This window comes from Microbacterium oleivorans, from assembly GCF_001691565.1.
GTDB lineage: Bacteria > Actinomycetota > Actinomycetes > Actinomycetales > Microbacteriaceae > Microbacterium > Microbacterium oleivorans_B.
On the sequence record NZ_MAYO01000003.1, the window covers coordinates 1,529,833 to 1,545,475 of the forward strand.

Annotated in this window: 17 protein-coding genes; 7 read left to right on the plus strand and 10 right to left on the minus strand. The window is 69.7% G+C overall.

What is annotated here, in order from left to right; translation table 11 throughout:
- Positions 1-6: 6 nt before the first annotated feature.
- Positions 7-693 carry a DedA family protein gene (locus BBA86_RS10175; protein ID WP_065571458.1) on the minus strand — a complete coding sequence of 229 codons (687 nt, stop codon included), beginning with the start codon at positions 691-693 and terminating at the stop codon, positions 7-9.
- A gap of 108 nt (positions 694-801) precedes the next feature.
- Here BBA86_RS10175 and aspS point away from each other — a divergent pair, with 108 nt between their 5' ends.
- The gene (aspS, locus tag BBA86_RS10180) at positions 802-2,142 is read left to right on the plus strand and encodes an aspartate--tRNA(Asn) ligase (protein WP_065571459.1); all 1,341 of its coding nucleotides are present in this window, start codon (positions 802-804) and stop codon (positions 2,140-2,142) included.
- Between the two features lie 88 nt (positions 2,143-2,230).
- Complete coding sequence (locus BBA86_RS10185) at positions 2,231-3,403, plus strand: mechanosensitive ion channel family protein (protein ID WP_065571460.1); 1,173 nt, start codon at positions 2,231-2,233, stop codon at positions 3,401-3,403.
- A 14-nt stretch (positions 3,404-3,417) separates the two neighbouring features.
- Here the strand turns inward: BBA86_RS10185 and BBA86_RS10190 are convergent, their stop codons facing one another.
- The 5 genes from BBA86_RS10190 to BBA86_RS10205 all read right to left on the minus strand — a co-directional run bounded on the left by BBA86_RS10190 (position 3,418) and on the right by BBA86_RS10205 (position 4,946).
- Entirely contained in the window at positions 3,418-3,717 is a 300-nt protein-coding gene (locus tag BBA86_RS10190; protein WP_065571461.1) for a Dabb family protein, read from the minus strand.
- Entirely contained in the window at positions 3,714-3,971 is a 258-nt protein-coding gene (locus BBA86_RS10195) for a glutaredoxin family protein (protein WP_083199532.1), read from the minus strand. Before BBA86_RS10195 ends, BBA86_RS10190 begins: the two co-directional genes overlap by 4 nt.
- 98 nt (positions 3,972-4,069) lie before the next feature.
- Positions 4,070-4,168 (minus strand): 30S ribosomal protein bS22, encoded by a 99-nt coding sequence (locus BBA86_RS14305; RefSeq protein ID WP_003792170.1) that lies wholly within the window; start codon positions 4,166-4,168, stop codon positions 4,070-4,072.
- 81 nt (positions 4,169-4,249) lie between these two features.
- Positions 4,250-4,441: a helix-turn-helix domain-containing protein gene (locus BBA86_RS10200; RefSeq protein ID WP_065571463.1), complete on the minus strand. Its 192-nt coding sequence runs from the start codon at positions 4,439-4,441 to the stop codon at positions 4,250-4,252.
- A 100-nt stretch (positions 4,442-4,541) separates the two neighbouring features.
- Positions 4,542-4,946, minus strand: coding sequence for an ArsR/SmtB family transcription factor (locus BBA86_RS10205; RefSeq protein WP_065571464.1), 405 nt, complete (start codon positions 4,944-4,946; stop codon positions 4,542-4,544).
- A 67-nt stretch (positions 4,947-5,013) separates the two neighbouring features.
- Here BBA86_RS10205 and BBA86_RS10210 point away from each other — a divergent pair, with 67 nt between their 5' ends.
- Positions 5,014-6,456, plus strand: coding sequence for a TrkH family potassium uptake protein (locus BBA86_RS10210; protein ID WP_065571465.1), 1,443 nt, complete (start codon positions 5,014-5,016; stop codon positions 6,454-6,456).
- Positions 6,449-7,120: a potassium channel family protein gene (locus BBA86_RS10215; protein WP_036310225.1), complete on the plus strand. Its 672-nt coding sequence runs from the start codon at positions 6,449-6,451 to the stop codon at positions 7,118-7,120. Before BBA86_RS10210 ends, BBA86_RS10215 begins: the two co-directional genes overlap by 8 nt.
- 20 nt (positions 7,121-7,140) lie before the next feature.
- Here BBA86_RS10215 and BBA86_RS10220 read toward each other — a convergent pair whose 3' ends face one another.
- A complete protein-coding gene (locus BBA86_RS10220; RefSeq protein ID WP_065571466.1) occupies positions 7,141-7,638 on the minus strand; it encodes a MarR family winged helix-turn-helix transcriptional regulator in 498 nt (165 codons plus the stop codon).
- A 65-nt stretch (positions 7,639-7,703) separates the two neighbouring features.
- Between BBA86_RS10220 and BBA86_RS10225 the strand changes: the two genes are divergently transcribed.
- The gene (locus BBA86_RS10225; protein ID WP_065571467.1) at positions 7,704-8,966 is read left to right on the plus strand and encodes an MFS transporter; all 1,263 of its coding nucleotides are present in this window, start codon (positions 7,704-7,706) and stop codon (positions 8,964-8,966) included.
- Positions 8,967-8,975: 9 nt separating this feature from the next.
- On the opposite strand, the gene proC is transcribed toward BBA86_RS10225, so the two are convergent.
- Positions 8,976-9,809, minus strand: a complete 834-nt coding sequence (gene proC, locus BBA86_RS10230; protein WP_065571468.1) for a pyrroline-5-carboxylate reductase — start codon at positions 9,807-9,809, stop codon at positions 8,976-8,978.
- 60 nt (positions 9,810-9,869) lie between these two features.
- Between proC and BBA86_RS10235 the strand changes: the two genes are divergently transcribed.
- Positions 9,870-10,982 carry an alpha/beta fold hydrolase gene (locus BBA86_RS10235; protein ID WP_065571469.1) on the plus strand — a complete coding sequence of 371 codons (1,113 nt, stop codon included), beginning with the start codon at positions 9,870-9,872 and terminating at the stop codon, positions 10,980-10,982.
- A gap of 9 nt (positions 10,983-10,991) precedes the next feature.
- Here the strand turns inward: BBA86_RS10235 and tadA are convergent, their stop codons facing one another.
- A complete protein-coding gene (gene tadA, locus BBA86_RS10240) occupies positions 10,992-11,420 on the minus strand; it encodes a tRNA adenosine(34) deaminase TadA (protein ID WP_065571470.1) in 429 nt (142 codons plus the stop codon).
- Between the two features lie 68 nt (positions 11,421-11,488).
- On the opposite strand from tadA, the gene upp reads away from it, so the two are divergent.
- Positions 11,489-12,121 carry a uracil phosphoribosyltransferase gene (upp, locus tag BBA86_RS10245; protein ID WP_018186834.1) on the plus strand — a complete coding sequence of 211 codons (633 nt, stop codon included), beginning with the start codon at positions 11,489-11,491 and terminating at the stop codon, positions 12,119-12,121.
- On the opposite strand, the gene BBA86_RS10250 is transcribed toward upp, so the two are convergent.
- Positions 12,067-15,630, minus strand: coding sequence for a TM0106 family RecB-like putative nuclease (locus BBA86_RS10250; protein ID WP_065572260.1), 3,564 nt, complete (start codon positions 15,628-15,630; stop codon positions 12,067-12,069). The two genes, upp and BBA86_RS10250, sit on opposite strands and share 55 nt — an antisense overlap.
- Between the last annotated feature and the right edge of the window lie 13 nt (positions 15,631-15,643).

Here is a 15,643-nt window from a genome sequence, read left to right on the forward strand (position 1 = left end):
CGGGCCTCAGCCCGCGGCATCCTCCGCGGATTCACGTCGGCTGCGGATGGCGGCACGGACACGGACGACGACGAACCACACCACCAGGACGACGACCACGACGATCACGATGTTCTGGAGCACGCCGGCGTACTCCTCGACGATGTGCCAGTTCTCGCCGAGGAAGAACCCCGCCAGCACGAAGATGGAGTTCCAGAGGAGGCTGCCCGCGGCCGTGAGCAGCCCGAACTTCCACCAGGGCATCTTCGAGACCCCCGCCGGGATCGAGATGAGGCTGCGGAACAACGGGACCATCCGGCCGAAGAAGACCGCCGCGCCCCCGTGGCGCTCGAACCACCGGACGGTCTTGGTGATGTCCTCCCCCTTCATCAGCGGCAGCTTCTCCGCGATGCGCGTCAGCCGCTCGGCGCCGAGGACACGGCCGAGCACGTAGAGGATGTAGGCGCCGAAGACCGACCCGAAGGTTGTCCACCCGATCGCCTCGGCGAGGGTGAACGACCCGCGCGACGCTGCGAGGCCCGCCAGCGGCAGGACGACTTCGCTGGGGATGGGCGGGAACAGGTTGTCGAGGCCGACGGCGACGGCCGCGCCCGCCGGACCGATGGTGTCCATCAGCGAGACGACCCAGTCGGCGAGGGCGGAGAGCCAGGACCCGTCTCCGGTGGAGGTGGCGGCAGTGTTCATGACGGTCATCGGGTGCTCTCTCGCGCTCGGTGATCGGATGCCCGGCCGGGCCCCCCGTCGGGTCAGCCTACGGGGCGGCAATCCGCGCAACCTGGGTGCCGCGTAGACTCGACCCTCGTGAGTGAACGCACCCTCGTCCAGCAGCTGCAGTCCCGTGAAGACGGTCCCGTCTCGGTCTCCGGATGGGTCGAGACCGTCCGTGATCAGAAGAAGGTGCAGTTCGTCATCCTCCGCGACGAGACGGGCGCCGTCCAGCTCGTGAATCCCGCGACCCGTCCCGCCGAGGACGGCAGCGAGCAGGATGCCGCGGCCCTGGCGCTCACGGACCTCATCTCGAACCTGTCGACGGGCACATTCCTCACCGCGACCGGTGAGCTCAAGCACGACGAGCGCGTCAAGCTAGGCGGCGTCGAGATCAAGATCGGCGGCCTGGACATCGCCGCTGCTGCCCTACCCGAGACGCCGATCGCGGCGGACTCCGGGCTCGACAAGCGCATGGACTGGCGCTTCATCGACCTGCGTCAGCGGCGTAACAACCTGGTGTTCCGCATCCAGACGACGCTCGAGCACGCGATGCGCACCTACTGGGTCGAGCGCGACTACATCGAGGTCCACTCTCCCAAGCTGATGGCCTCGCCGTCGGAGTCCAACGCCGAGCTGTTCGAGGTGCCGTACTTCGAGGACAAGACCGCGTACCTGGCGCAGAGCCCGCAGTTCTTCAAGCAGATGGCCCAGGTCGCCGGCTTCGGCAAGATCTTCGAGATCGCCCCCGCCTTCCGCGCCGACCCGTCGTTCACCTCGCGCCATGCGACCGAGTTCACCTCGATCGACGCCGAGATCAGCTGGATCGACTCGCACGAGGACGTCGCCCGCATGCAGGAAGAGCTCCTGCAGACCGCGATCCGCGCCGTCGCCGAGAAGCACGGCGACGAGATCAAGGCCCTCTTCGACATCGACGTGGTCGTCCCCGAGCTGCCGTTCCCCCGCATCCCGCTCGCCGAGGCACGCGAGATCGTCGCGGCCCGCGGGTACGAGATCCCCCGCACCGACGGCGACCTCGACCCCGAGGGCGAGCGTCAGATCGCGGCGCACGTGCAGGAGACCTACGGTCACCAGTTCGTCTTCATCACCGATTACCACCCCGAGATCCGTGCGTTCTACCACATGCGCGACGAGGAGACCGGGCTGACGAAGTCGTACGACCTGCTCATGAGCGGCGTCGAGATCACGACGGGCGCGCAGCGCGAGCACCGCGTCGACGTCCTCATCGAGCAGGCGAAGGAGAAGGGTCTCGACCCCGAGCACCTCGACTTCTACCTCGACTTCTTCCGCTTCGGCGCCCCGCCGCACGGCGGATTCGGCATGGGCCTCGCGCGCGTGCTGATGCTGCTGCTCGGCCAGGACTCGATCCGCGAGGTCACCTACCTCTTCCGCGGGCCGACGCGCCTCGCCCCGTAACACGCGATCCCCTGCTCCAGACAACCGCTCGGCTCCGGCCGGGCGGTTGTCGTATGGTGGCTCATTCCGCGACGGAAGGAGCAGCTGCATGTGGGATGGATGGGTCGAGTTCGGCATCGCCGCACTCATCGGGACGGGCATCGCGATCGTCGTCGCCGTCATCGCGACGATCGTCCTGGCGGTGATCGCGCGCCGCCGCCGGTGGGCGGGAGTCCTCAGCCGGCAGTCCCGCGCGCCGTTCCGGATGCTGCTGCTCGTCGTTGCGCTGTGGGTCGCCGTCCGGGTGGCGTTCCCCGATGAGACGTGGCGCGGCATCCTCGGTCAGATCCTGACGATCCTGATCATCGCCGCCAGCGCGTGGCTCCTCGCCTCTCTCGTCGTCGTGGCGACCGACGTGGCCCTCGGTCGGTACCGCATCGACGTGCCCGACAACCGGGTCGCCCGCCGCATCCGCACGCAGACGCTGGTCGTACGGCGCCTCGCGATCGCGATCATCGTCATCATCGGGATCGGAGCCGCGCTTCTGACGTTCGACTCCGTGCGGGCCATCGGCGCGAGCGTGCTCGCGTCGGCGGGCATCGCGTCGATCGTCGCGGGTCTCGCAGCGCAGTCCGTGCTCGCGAACGTGTTCGCGGGACTCCAGATCGTCTTCAGCGACGCTCTGCGCGTCGATGACGTCGTGGTCGCGGACGGCGAATGGGGGCGGGTCGGCGAGATCACCCTGAGCTACGTCGTGCTCGACCTGTGGGACGACCGGCGCCTCGTGCTGCCGTGCACGTACTTCACGACGACGCCGTTCGAGAACTGGACCCGCAAGGGATCGGAACTCCTCGGCGCCGTCGAGATGGATCTCGACTGGAACGTGTCGCCCGCCCTCATGCGCTCACACCTGCAGCGCGTGCTGGAGCGGACGGACCTGTGGGACGGCCGCACGGCGGTCCTGCAGGTGACGGATGCCGTCGCGGGGTATGTCCGCGTCCGCATCCTCGTGACCGCGAAGGATGCGCCGACCCTCTTCGACCTCCGCTGCCTCGTCCGCGAGGCCATGGTGACGTGGGTGCAGGAGTCGATGCCGCAGGCCCTCCCCGTCCAGCGCGTGCTGATGACGGATGCCGCGGCCCCGGCCGTGCGGACCGCCACCGATCCGACGCCGACCCGTGACGGCCTGTTCACCGGCAGCGCCGACGCGGAGCGCCGCGCGAGCACCTTCACGAACGCGATCCCGATCCTCCGGGAGGACGATCCGCAGCCGTCGCCGTGACGCGGTGAGATTCGTCAGACCTCGAAGTCCACGGCCATCCGGCCGTCCGTGACGCTGCGGATGTACCCGGCGACCTCCTGGTGCGCGGGGTGCGCCTGGTAGGCGTCGAGCGCGTCCAGGTCGTCGAGGTCGATCACGAGGGCGACGTCGGCGTTGGTCTCCGGAACGGCGACGTTGACGCCGACGCTGAGAGAGCGGATGACGGGTACGACGCCGACCAGACCCTCGAGCAGGCGGGCGACCTCTGTCGCGTGCGCGGCGCGCGTCTCGGCGTCGTCGGCGGCCATCTTCCACATCACGATGTGGCGGATCATGCGGTTGCGCTCTCGGTCAGGGCCGCGCGCAGGCGGTCGGCCGACACACGCCAGTGCGCGTGCAGGTCGCCGTCGATCAACACGACCGGGATCTTCTCCCACCAGGTCGCGTAGAGCTCCGCGTCGTCGGCGATGGACAGCTCCTGGACGTCGACCTGCCCCTCCGGGAGGTCCGCGACGACCGTGTCGACGATCTCACGCGCGACGTCGCAGAGATGGCAGTCGGGTTTGGAGATGAGGGTGAGTGCGGTCACAGCATCCATTCTCACCTGGGAATGGACGCCGCGGACGCAACACGAAGCGCCCCGACGACCGGCGAACCGGTCGGGGGCGCTTGGTGTGCGATTGCCGCTTACTTCTTGTTGCGGCGCTGGTGGCGAGTCTTGCGAAGCAGCTTGCGGTGCTTCTTCTTCGCCATGCGCTTGCGGCGCTTCTTGATGACTGAACCCACGGTAAACCTCACTAAGTCGGGGTCTGGACGCGCGGTGTCGGCGTCCGGGAACGGCAAGACGGAAAAATGCCTCGGATCAGTCTAGCCGACGTCAGCGATCGGACGTTGCAAAGCGGCCGCGACCGCCGTTTCGGGAACGCGATAGCTGCGACCGAAGCGGACAGCGGGGAGTTCACCCGAGTGCACGAGGCGATACACGGTCATCTTCGACACGCGCATGAGGTCTGCGACCTCGGCGACGGTGAGAAAGCGCACATCCGAGATGTCCGACATGTCTGTCCCCTTATGAATATGCGATCCCCCGCAGATGCCTCCACATTAGGGCTTCGGCGGGACGCGTGTAAACCTGTGTGACTCGTGGGACGGACGGGGCTCAGCGGCCGGGGAGCTTGTTGAAGACGCTGGTGACAGCGTGCTTCGCCGAAGCGGCCGCACGACCCACCACCTCGGCGGCATGTACGGCGCTCTCGGTGAGGGCGTGGGAGGTCGCTCCGTCCTCGTCGCCGACGGCGAAGAAGGGGAAGAGCCAGTCATCGACGGCGTCCAGCGGCGCCGGGGAGAGGCTGTAGTAGCGGTGCTGGCCGTCTTCGCGGACGGACACGAGGGAAGCCTCCCGCAGCACTTTCAGGTGCTTCGAGACCGTCGGCTGGCTCACTCCGAGCGCCGACACGATCTGGGAGACGCTCGTCCCGTTCTCCCCCGACGCTCCTCGTTCACGGAGGAGCTGGAGGATGTCCCGACGGGTTCCGTCGGCGATCACGTCGAAGATGTCCGCCATGGCATTAGGTTAGCCCGCCCGCGCGCGGGAGTACCATGACAACGATCCGAACGAGGAAGGGGCGCTGATGACGGGCCTGGCCGTCGACGAGCGCGCCCCCCGGCGCGGACCGGCGTGGCATCGCCGCGCGTTCTCCGCGATGCGCGACCTGGCGACCGCATCGCCGTCCCGCTTCGCGGTCCTCATCTTCTCAGCGCTCATCCTGTTGTTCACGGCGATCTTCTCCCTGCCGGTGATGGCATCGGACGGGCGGGTCACCCCGCTGCCGGACGCGCTGTTCACCGCGGTGTCGACGATCTGCGTCACCGGGCTCGCCACGGTCGACATGGCGACCCACTGGTCTCCGCTCGGCCACGTCGTGGTGTTCATCGGCGTCAACGTGGGCGCGCTCGGCGTCCTCACGCTCGCCTCGATCCTGGGGCTCGTCATCTCCAAGCGGCTCGGCCTGCGGGCCAAGCTCCTCGCCGCCGGCGACAGCAATCCGATGCGCGCCCACGGCGGGCCCGTCAACGAGGGTCAAGCGGTGCGCCTCGGCGAGGTGGGCCAACTGCTCTCGACCGTCGCCCTGTCGACCCTCGTGATCGAAGGCGCCCTGGCGCTCCTCCTCTACCCGATGCTGCTGTCCAGCGGCGTCGATGCCCTGACGGCTCTGTGGGAGGCGCCGTACTACGCGGCGATGGCGTTCACGAACACGGGCTTCTCCCCGAACGCCGAGGGGCTCGCACCGTTCGCTCAGAACTACCTCCTGCTGAGCGTCCTCATGGTGGGCGTCTTCCTCGGCTCGATCGGGTTCCCCGTGATCTACGCCCTGTGGAAGCACCAGTGGCACGTACGCAAGTGGTCGATCCACGTGAAGCTCACGCTGATCACGACCGCCGTCCTGTTCGTCGCCGGAGCGATCGCCTTCGTCATCCTCGAGTACGGGAACCCGAAGACCTTCGGGACGATGGATGCCTGGGACACCACTTTCCAGGCGCTCTTCCTGTCGGCCATGACACGGTCGGGCGGCTTCTCGATCATCGACATCGGCGAACTGCACGAGTCGTCCATCGTCGTCGGGTCGATGCTCATGTTCGTCGGCGGCGGTTCCGCCTCGACGGCGGGCGGCATCAAGGTCACGACCCTGGCCGTCCTCGCCCTCGCGGTCTGGTCCGAGGCGAAGGGACGTCCGAGCGTCTCGGCCTTCGGCCGCCGCATCCCGAGTGACGTCCAGCGCGTCGCCCTGTCGGTCGTCGCGTGGGGCGCGACCATCGTCGCCCTGTCGACCATCACGATCGCGCATCTGACGAAGGCTCCCCTCGACGAGGTGCTCTTCGACGTCGTATCCGGCTTCGCGACGGTCGGGCTGTCGACGGGGCTGACGCAGGAGCTGCCGGACCCCGCCGTCTTCGTCATGGCCCTGACGATGTTCATGGGCCGCGTTGGTACAGTCACACTCGCGGCCGCCGTGGCCGCGACCAGTCGAACGCAGCACTACGCGCTGCCCGTGGAGAGGCCCATCGTTGGTTGAGCAGTTGCGCAGCGATTCGCCCGTCCTCGTCATCGGACTCGGTCGCTTCGGCGCCGCGTGCGCCGGCGAACTCGACCGTCTGGATCGCGACGTCCTCGCGATCGACGACAGTCTCGACCTCGTGCAGAAGTGGTCGGAGCGGGTGACGCACGCCGTCCAGGCCGATGCGCGCAACATCGAGGCGCTGAAGCAGATCGGTGCGCAGGACTTCCAGGTGGCCGTCGTCGCCGTGGGGTCCTCGATCGAGGCATCCGTCCTCATCACGGCGAACCTCGTCGATCTGAAGGTCCCGCAGATCTGGGCGAAGGCGGTCTCGCAGTCCCACGGCAAGATCCTCGCCCGGGTCGGCGCGAACCACGTCATCTACCCCGAGCGAGAAGCCGGCGAGCGCGTCGCCCACCTCGTGAGCGGCCGGATGCTCGACTTCATCCGCTTCGACGACGACTTCGTGCTCGCCAAGATGTACCCGCCGCGCTTCATCCGCGGCGTCGGCCTCAACGAATCCGGTGTCCGGTCGAAGTACAACGTCACGGTGGTCGGCGTGAAGAGCCCCGGCAAGCCGTTCCGGTACGCGGAGGCGACGACGGTCGTCACCAACCACGACCTCATCATCGTGTCGGGGACGAACTCCGACATCGAACGGTTCGCCTCGCTCGACCGCTGAGGGGCCGCCGGGATCCCTCGTCAGATCTCGCGCTGCGCGTTGGCGAGGAGACGAGCGAGCAGACCCGCGAGGGTGTCGCGATCGGCCTGCGAGAACCCGTCGAGCAGGCGCTCGTCGTGAGCGAGTGCGCGGGGCATCTCGTGTTCCACGACGGCACGGCCGGCATCCGTCAACGACAGCTGCACCGCCCGACCGTCGCGGTCGGAGCGTTCGCGGCGCAGCAGGCCGACGGATTCGAGCCGCGTGGTGAGCTTCGTCGTCGCCGCCCCGCTGAGCATCGTCTCGGCCGTCACCTCGCTCGCACGCAGCGGGCGATCCATACGGGCGAGGACGCAGAGGACGTCGAACTCCGACCGGGAGACGCCGCTGTCGGCGAGGAGCCGCTCGATCTGCGCGGTCGCGAGCGCGCTCGTCCGGTTGAGCCTCCCCCAGACGTCGATGGGCGAGGTGTCCATGGCGGGCATCGACGACGCCCAGGCGGCGCGGATGCGGTCGATCAGGTCGGCGCGCTCGGTCACGGCTCCACTGTAGCTGTCACCGCTTATTTAATTCACTAGTAAATCATCGGTGTACAATCGGAGGAATGACCGCCCTCGACACCGGAACCGCAGCGACCGCCCCCGACACCGAGAGCACCGCGCCGCGTCTGCTCTCGCAGCCGCCCGCCGTGTGGGCCATCGCCTTCGCCGCGATGATCGCCTTCATGGGGATCGGGCTCGTCGGCCCCATCCTGCCCACGGTCGCCGCCACCTTGCACGCGGCCCCCGTCGAGACCTCGTTCCTGTTCACGAGCTACCTCGCGGTCACCGCCTCGGCGATGTTCTTCACGAGCTGGCTCTCGACGCGCATCGGGACCCGCGCGGTCATGATCCTGGGCCTGTCCGTCATCGCCCTCGCCGCCGTCGGCTGCGCCCTGTCGCCGACGATCGGCGCCCTCATCGCCTGCCGCGCGGTGTGGGGACTCGGCAATGCGCTGTTCCTCTCGACCGCGCTCGCATCGATCGTCTCGGCATCCGGTGGGCGCAGCGAAGACGCGGTCATCTTCTACGAGGCCGCGCTCGGCATCGGGCTGGCCGTCGGCCCGCTCGTGGGCGGCCTGCTCGGGGAGATCGGCTGGTTCGCCGCGTTCTGGGGCACGGCATCCCTCCTCGCCGTCGGCGTCGTCGCCCTCCTCACCCTCGTCCGCGACCCCGGGCGCGCCGCGCAGCGCAGCTCGATCGGAGCGCCCTTCCGCGCCTTCGCCGACCGGGGGCTGCTCGCGATCAGCGTCGTCGCCTTCCTCTACAACGCCGGCTTCTTCGTCACCCTGTCGTACACGCCCTACGCCCTCGAGCTGCCGGCGGTCGGCATCGGCCTCGTCATGATGGGCTTCGGCATCGGCCTCGCCATCGCCGGCGTATTCATCGCCCCGCGACTGACGAAGCGGTACTCGGTCGTCCAGGTGCTGTTCTGGTTCCTCGCGGCCTTCGCGGCGACCCACGTCGCGGCCTCGCTCAGCGCCGGCTCGCGTCCCCTGCTCGTCGCCTGTGTCGTCCTCCTCGGTGTCGAGATCGGCGCGGTCAACACGATCCTCACCGAAGCGGCGATGGAGGCGACGACCCTGCCGCGTGCTGTCGCGAGCTCGGCCTACTCCGGATTCCGTTTCTTCGGCGGCGCGATCGGCGCACCCGTGGGGACCGCCCTCGCGGTCTACGGCGTCGGCGCCCCCTATGCGGCCGCTGCGGTCTCTGCCGCGGTCGGCGCAGCGATCCTCTTCGCCGTGCGCCGCGTGGTGGGCCGGGCCGACCACACGACGGTGCTCAGCGAGCGCACGACGGCCGAGGACCTCACCCTCGGCGACGCCTGAGCGCGGGCGTCAGACCCCGGTCGCGAGCTCGCGCGCGCGGGCCAGTGCGGCATCCGTCGCCTGCGAGAAGAGACCGTCGAGGTTCCCCGTCTGGAGGACCCCGATCGCGCGCTCCGTCGTCCCCTTGGGACTCGTCACGCGTCGGCGCAGTTCCGAGGGATCCTCCCCGGATGCCGCGAGCAACGCGGTCGCGCCGATGAAGGTCTGCTCGGCCATGAGACGCGCGTCGGCCTCGTCGAATCCCTTGCCTCGCGCCGCCTCGGTGAGGGCCTCGACCAAGAGGAACACGTAGGCGGGCCCAGACCCCGAGATCGTCGAGAGCGCGTCGATCTGCGCCTCGGGAACCTCGATGACGACACCGCACGTCTCGAACAGCCGCCGCACGAGGTCGATGTGTTCCGGAGTCGCCGTCGATCCGGCAGCGAGACCCGTGACTGCCTTGCCGACCACGGCCGGCGTGTTCGGCATCGAACGGATCACGGGGATGCCGGGCCCGACGATCGCTTCGAACGTCTCGATCGTGACACCCGCTGCGAGACTCACCACGATCGTCCCGGGACGCAGCGCGCCCGCGATCTCGCGCAGCATGTCGGGGACCATGGCCGGCTTCACGCCGATGAGGACGATGTCGGCGGATGCCGCGGCATCCGTGTTCGCGGTCGGTTCGTCCGCCAGCGCGAGGCTCGTCACCGCGTCGAGCCCGTCGAGCTCGCGAGCCTTGGCGGCGGTCCGGTTGGTCACGACGACCGATGTCGCCTCTCCGGAGCGTGCGATGCCCTGGGCGATCGCACCTCCCATCGAACCTGCTCCGAGAATGGCGACGGGAGGGAGGTGGTGCGTCATGCCCCCATCCTGTCATCGACCCTCTCGGCACGGATAAGGGCCCCGGCCTATCATCGGGTCATGACCCTCCTCGACGGAATCTCGTCCCGCATCATCGACACGGACCGCCTGGGCGTCAACATCCTCGAGCGCACCGGCGACGACCCCGGCACCGCACCCGACCGCACCGTCGTCCTCCTGCACGGTGCGCTCTCATCCGCCCTCGTCTGGCAAGAGCTCATGCAGGATCTGCCGGCGGAGTTCCGCGTCGTCGCGATCGATCTGCGGGGCTTCGGCGGAACCGAGCACATGCCCGTCGATGCGAGCCGCGGCGTGCGCGACCTCAGTGACGATGTCGCTGTCGCGCTGGTCGAGCTCGGCATCGACGCGCCGCATCTGGTCGGCTGGGACCTCGGTGGAGCGGTCGCGCTGCAGTACGCACTCGACCACCCGGTGCGGACGATCCTGCTCGAATCGCCCGTCCCCCCCTACGGTCTCGGCGGCACGCGCCTGGACGGCACGCGGCTGACCGACGACGACGCCGGCTGCGGCGCGGGCATGGCCAATGCGGACTTCGTGCGTCGACTCAACGCCCGGGAGTCCGGCGATGAGGCCCCCACCTCCCCGCGCAGTGTGTTCCGCGCCTCGTTCGTGGCGGAGGACTTCACCGCAGAGCACGAGGACCTCTGGGTCGAGGCGATGCTGTCCACCTCCACAGCCACCGGCAACTACCCCGGCGAGTCCGTCACGAGCCCGCACTGGCCCGGCTACGCGCCCGGCCGATTCGGCGTGCTGAATGCGCTCGCGCCGTCGAACTTCGACGTGTCCGCGATCGTCGACCTGCCGGTGAAACCCCCGATCCTGTGGGTGCGCGGCGTCCTCGACCCGGTCGTCTCGGACACGTCCTTCTCCGACCCGAATCACCTCGGCGCGCTCGGGATCCTCCCCGACTGGCCCGGCTCCGACGTCGCCCCCGCCCAGCCGATGGTCTCGCAGACCCGCGAAGTGCTCCGCCGGTACACGGATGCCGGGGGCACCGCGACCGAGCTCGGCCTGCCCGGCGTCGGCCACACGCCCCACCTCGAGCGCCCCGCCGTCTTCCGTCGCGCGCTCCTCGAGCTGACGGGGTACATCGGCTCTCCGGCATCCCCCGCTCCGCCGACCGAGGCGATCATCCTCAGCTCATCGGACTGACGGAGCCGCTCAGCGCTTGCGGTCGAAGAACGCGCGCAGCAAGGCAGTCGACTCCCCCGCGCGCACCCCGCCGAGGACTTCGGCGCGGTGCGGCATCCGTCGATCGCGCAGCAGATCATGGACCGAGCCGGCGGCACCTGCTTTCTCGTCCCATGCGCCGAAGACGACCCGACCGACGCGCGTCTGCAGGATCGCACCCGCGCACATGACGCACGGCTCGAGGGTGACGACGAGGGTGCAGTCCTCGAGGTTCCAGGACCCCACAGCGGATGCCGCGGCCCGCAACGCGACGACCTCCGCATGAGCAAGGGGGTCGCCGTCGCGCTCGCGCAGATTGCGGCCTTCGCCGATGACTTCGCCCGCCCGCGTGACGACCGCCCCGACGGGCACGTCGCCGTGACAGGGAGCGGATGCCGCCAGTTCCAATGCCCTCGTCATCGCCGCATCATCGGCGGCGGGAACGGGCAGACTCACGAGGTCAGCGTAGCCCCGGTACCCTTGGGCTCATGCGTGTGCACGTCGCCGACCACCCCCTCATCACCCACAAGCTCACGGTGCTGCGCGACAAGCGCACCACCTCACCGGTCTTCCGCCAGTTGACGGAGGAGCTCATCACGCTCCTCGCCTACGAGGCGACCCGCGGCGTCCGCGTCGAGGAGATCGAGATCGACACCCCGGTCACCCGGACGACCGGCCTCAAGATCAGCGAGCCCCGCCCGCTGGTCGTCCCGATCCTCCGCGCCGGCCTCGGCATGCTCGAGGGCATGACGACGCTGCTGCCGACGGCCGAGGTCGGCTTCCTCGGCATGGCTCGCAACGAGGAGACCTTCGAGCCGTATACGTACGCCGAGCGGCTTCCGGACGACCTGAGCGACCGGCAATGCTTCGTCCTCGACCCGATGCTCGCCACGGGCGGATCGCTCGGCGCCGCGATCGACTTCCTCTTCGCGCGCGGCGCGCAGGACGTCACCGCGGTCTGCATCCTCGCCGCCCCCGAAGGCGTGGCGGCCATCGAGAAGCAGGTCGGCGACCGTGACGTCACCCTCGTTCTGGGGGCGATGGACGAGCGCCTCAACGAGAAGGGCTACATCGTGCCCGGCCTCGGCGACGCGGGCGACCGCCTGTACGGCACCGTCTGAGGCGAGACGATCTGCGGCGGCACCGTCCCCTCGGACGGCGCCGTCCCGACCAGCCGTGCGAACGCGCTGAGGCGGGCCACCCCGTCGGGCGTGCGCGGCAGGTCGTCGAGCAGGCCCGTGCCGTAGACGACGTACGCCGTGTGCATGGCACGCGAGACGGCGACGTTGATGCGGTTCTGCAGCAGGAGGAACTCGAGTCCGCGGGGCGCGTCGCGCCCGGATGACGCCGCGAGCGACACGATGACGACGGCCGCTTCCTGCCCCTGGAATCGATCGACCGTCCCGACGCGCACGCCGGGGAACCCGGCGGCGACGAGCGCCTCCTCGACGAGCACCTGTTGCGCGTTGTAGGGCGTCACGACGATGACGTCCTCGGGTGCGAGCGGGCGGGCGGTGCCGCCGTCGGACCACCACGGAGTGCCGCTCAGGTCCCGGACGATCCGCACGACCTCATCTGCTTCTTCGGGAGACTGCGTCGCGTTGCGGGTGTGGGCGATCGCTACGGGGATCACCCCCGCCGGCACGCCCTCGAGGCGCCGCAGAGCGGTGTCGGGGTGCGCCTCGAGCCGGCCCTCGTAGGCGAGCTGTGAGACGGGTTCGGCCACCTCGGGGCGCATCCTCCGCGTGCGGGCGAGGAAGTAGCCGCGATCGGCGGGGATCACGGCGTGGCCGTCCATGACCCATCCGAGAGCGGATGTGTCGACCGGCTCGGGATGGGTTCCCTGGCTCACCTGCGGTAGCTGCTGCGGGTCGCCGAGCAGCAGCAGGCGCTTCGCGGCGGCCGAGACCGCGATGGTCGAGGCGAGCGAGAACTGGCCCGCCTCGTCGATCACGAGAAGGTCCAGCGAGCGACGGGCGACGCGCCCGGAATGGGTGAGATCCCACGCTGTGCCGCCGATCACGAACCCGGCAGGCTGCGCATCGATGTAGGCGGCGAGCTGGTTCTTCGCGATGACGGTGAAACGCTCCCGGCCCGTGGCGGGTCCCTTCGGAGCCTTGGCGACCTGCGCGGCATCCACCCCCGCCTCGACGATCCGATCGAGCATGTGCTCGACGACGTTGTGCGACTGCGCGACGACGCCGACGCGGAAGCCGCGCTCGCGCACGAGGCGCGCCACGACGTGCGACCCGACGTACGTCTTGCCCGTCCCCGGGGGGCCCTGCACGGCCAGGTAGCCGTCGGTGGCCTCGGCGAGCGCCGCGGCGATGTCGGCGACGTCGTCACCTGTGCGCGGCAGCGGGGACTCGCGACGCGGCGGACGGCGCAGCAGCAGGTCGGTCGCCGGATCGGTCGGCATCGCGGGAGCGGATGCCAGGACCGCATCGGCCCAGGCGTCGATGGCGGCCTGCTGGCTTCCCGCTCGCGGCGGCGCCGGCGGGGTGAGGGCGACGGGGAGTTCCTGCCAGGTGAACCCTTGGTACGCGTTCTCCTCGATCACGACGCCGTCCTCGAGGACGTCGACGACCGAGATGGACCGCGCCGCGTGGATCCACCGCGGGCTCGTCTCGATGGGGAACGGCGCCGGCAGCTCGTACACGGCGTACGGATTCTGACCGACGGTGATCCGGGTGCCCGGGGCGAACTCGCCGCGGATCTCGACGACGCGGCGGACGGCGGTGAGCCCTTCCGGGCGGTGCCAGTCGGTGAGCACGCGGCAGCGGTCGCGGTCGACGACAACGACGTCCCGGGTGTCCTCCCACACCGACACCGGCTCACGCAGGCGGAGGAAGTGCGTCGCCCAGAACGTCTTCGCCTCGCGCGGGTAGTAGTCGATCGCGGCGGCTCCGAGCCGGAGGGCCTGAGCGACGGATTCGTCATCGGCATCGGCGGCGAACCGGGCGAGTGCGTCGGCGCGCGGCGATGGCTCGTAGACGGCTTCGCCGGCGTCGGGCTCCTGGGAGGGCACGAGCTTCGCCTCGCGAGCACGGTCGACGAGCCAGTCCCGCAGGCGCCGCGTCGACACGCAGTCGTAGCAGTTGTAGTCGGCGAGGTCGTCGAGGATCACCCTCGCGGCCGCGTCGTCGCCGGCATCCTGCAGAGACCGTGCCTCGACGTAGCGGACGATGGAATCGTCGCCGCGCTGGACGTCGCTCGTGCGGACCTCGTCGCCCATGTAGAGCGGTTCGAGCTTCTTGATGGAGTACGACCGCGAGCCGACGCGCAGCGCACGCCGGACGATCGGGTAGAGATCGACGAAGACGCCGTCGCGCAGGAGGCGGTCGACGGCGGCCTCGCCCACGCCGTGCCGTGCGGCCATCGCGAGCAGGTGCGTCGGCTCGTACGGCGCGTAGTGATAGATGTGCATGCCGGGATGTGCGCGGCGCCGGACCGCGATGAACTCGAGGAAGTCCTCGAGAGCGCGCTTCTCCTCGGCGAACGAGTGAGCCCAGAGCGACGAGTACTGCTCCGTCTCGTCGACCCAGCCGAAGAGGTAGTCGATCCCCCACTGCACGGCAGCACCCTCGGTGTAGAGCGGATCGCCCTCGAAGTCGAAGAACAGATCGCCGTGGTCCGGTCGCGGGAGAGCGCCCAGGGCCTTGGGGAAGACGACGTCGAACGTCGGGATCGCCGGTTCCGTGCCCGGGAAGGCGTCGTCCACGCCGCCGGCCGGGCTCTCGAGCTGCAGCCGCGCCTGCGTGCGGAGCCCCGAGAAGGTGTCCCACGACATCCGCGGCGGTGCCTCGCGGGACGCCGCGAGGTCGTCGATCGTGGCGACTCCCGCAGCGCGGAGACGGTCTCGCTGCACGGGACGCATCCCGGCGACCAGGAGCAGATCCCGCTGGGCGACGACCTCGAGGTCGCAGGTCGCGCACCGCCCGCACGCGACGACGCGGAGATCACCGCGGTCGTCTCCCCAGGGGATGGGCTCGCCTGCGGCCCCGGCGGCGAGGTCCCGGTCGGCGATGAGGGCACGGAGACGCTCGCGCCGCAGCGAGAAGACCGGCATCAGGTCGCGGACCGCGTGGGTCGAGGTCGTGCCGTCACCGAGGAGGAGCTGCACCTCGTCGGCGCGCGGCACCCCGAGCCGGTCGAGCTGATCCACGTATGCCGCGAGCTGCATGAGGGCCGTGACGCGCGCGTGCCGAGCGAGCTTGGTGTCCTGCACGATCCACCGCCCGTCGTCGTCCCGGACGAGGAAGTCCGCGAAACCGACGAATTCCTCGGTGGAGAACGCCGCCTGGTAGACGACGTGGACAGCGGGGTCGGCGAGCGCCGCATCGGTCGCGGCGACCGCGGCAGCCATGCCCACGGCATCGGACGACCTGGTCTCGGGGATCTCGACGACCGCACCCGGATGCGCGTCCCGGTAGGCCTCGTAGACCCGCCGCTCGTGCTGCGTCCCGAGGCGGCCCGCCCGCTCGAGGGTGAGGTCTGCGGGGTCCTCGACCGCCGCGATCCGGCCGAGCTTCGCGTCGATCGCCCGCAGCCAGGCGAATTCGCACTCGGCCGCGGCCTTCAGGTCGCTCGCGCTCCAGACGATCCGGCCGTCGTCTTCGATGTATCGCATGATCCCCTTCCGG